At 57.4% G+C, this 1,294-nt stretch carries 3 protein-coding genes; all 3 read right to left on the bottom strand.

All coding sequences use genetic code 11. The annotated features are described in order from the left end of the window. On the bottom strand, positions 1–335 hold a 335-nt coding region (locus TPRIMZ1_RS0103750), incomplete at its 3' end, for a sugar nucleotide-binding protein (protein ID WP_010254850.1). After that, positions 332–877 carry a dTDP-4-dehydrorhamnose 3,5-epimerase gene (gene rfbC / locus TPRIMZ1_RS0103745; protein WP_010254847.1) on the bottom strand — a complete coding sequence of 182 codons (546 nt, stop codon included), beginning with the start codon at positions 875–877 and terminating at the stop codon, positions 332–334. The genes rfbC and TPRIMZ1_RS0103750, both read right to left, overlap by 4 nt. Continuing rightward, positions 877–1,294 (bottom strand): sugar phosphate nucleotidyltransferase (locus tag TPRIMZ1_RS0103740; protein ID WP_010254845.1); only part of this gene is annotated, 418 nt, incomplete at its 5' end. The genes rfbC and TPRIMZ1_RS0103740, both read right to left, overlap by 1 nt.

Below are 1,294 nucleotides of genomic sequence, written 5' to 3'. Positions count from 1 at the left end.
CCCTTCCCGTTAAACACATAGTCGGTGGAAAAGTGCAGTACCGTGGCGCCGATTGTTTTGGCGGTTCCGGCGATGTTCCCGGGGCCATCGGTATTGAGGCGGCGGCAGAAATCCGCGTCGTCCTCGGCCTTATCCACCGCCGTATAGGCTGCACAGTTGATGAGCCAGGTAAAAGCCTTCCCGCCGGCGGCCTGTTTTGCCGCAAAGGCAGCAAGGGCGGCAGGGTCGGTGATGTCCACTTCCCGGTCGGTACCAACGTAAGCCAGTCCACGCTGTTCCAGCACCCGGGACAGCTCCGTTCCCAGCATCCCCTTATTCCCGATTAACCAGATCATTGCCCTTCTCCGTTAAACAGCGAAAGCTGTGTGTCTTTGTCGGAAAGGAGGTAGTCCATCCCCAGGTCAGGCCAGCGTATCCCAATAGCCGGGTCATTCCAAATAATCCCCCCCTCGTCTTCGGGGTGGTAGAACTCCGTACACTTGTAGGCAAAAACCGCCGTATCACTTACCACCAGAAACCCGTGGGCAAAACCCGGTGGTATGTAAAACTGATTCTGCTTCTCGCCGCTCAGCAGTACCCCATGCCATTTCCCCCGGGTTGGGGATCCGCGGCGGATATCCACCGCCACATCAAAGACCTCGCCGGCGATGACCCGCACGAGCTTCCCCTGGGGGTATTGCTTCTGGAAGTGCAGGCCCCGCAGGACCCCCTTCACCGACCGGGACTGATTATCCTGCACAAAGACCAGGGGTAAGCCGGCTGCATGGAAATCCCGTTCGGAATAGCTTTCAAAAAAATAGCCCCGGCCATCGGTAAATACCTTGGGTTGGATTTCATACAGCCCTGCTATCGGACAGGCTTGTACCGTTATCGGCATCAGGGGTTCTCCGCAATATACCGCAGGTATTCACCGTATTCCGTCTTGTAGGATGCGGCGAGCTGCAGTACATCTGCCCGGCGTATCCACCCGTTGTTGTACGCGATTTCCTCGATACAGGACACGTACATTCCCTGGCGTTTCTGGATAGTTTCGATAAAGTTTGACGCCTCAAGGAGCCCGTCGTAGGTGCCGGTATCAAGCCACGCCATGCCACGGCCCAGGACTTCCACCGAAAGGCGGCCCTGCTCCAGGTAGGCATTGTTCACCGCGGTAATTTCTATCTCGCCGCGGGCGGAGGGCTGGACGTGCTTCGCAATGTGCACCACCTCGTTATCATAAAAGTAGAGGCCGGGGACTGCGTAGTGGGACTTGGGCTCTGCCGGTTTCTCCTCAATGGACGTGGCTTTCCCGGTA

Source organism: Treponema primitia ZAS-1 (assembly GCF_000297095.1).
Taxonomy (GTDB): domain Bacteria; phylum Spirochaetota; class Spirochaetia; order Treponematales; family Breznakiellaceae; genus Termitinema; species Termitinema primitia_A.
This window is presented reverse-complemented; position numbering and strand designations above follow the sequence as displayed.

Bases quoted from the DNA above. Each gene is read 5' to 3' on its own strand.
- rfbC (WP_010254847.1), bottom strand. From the start codon at position 877: ATGCCGATAACGGTACAAGCCTGTCCGATAGCAGGGCTGTATGAAATC.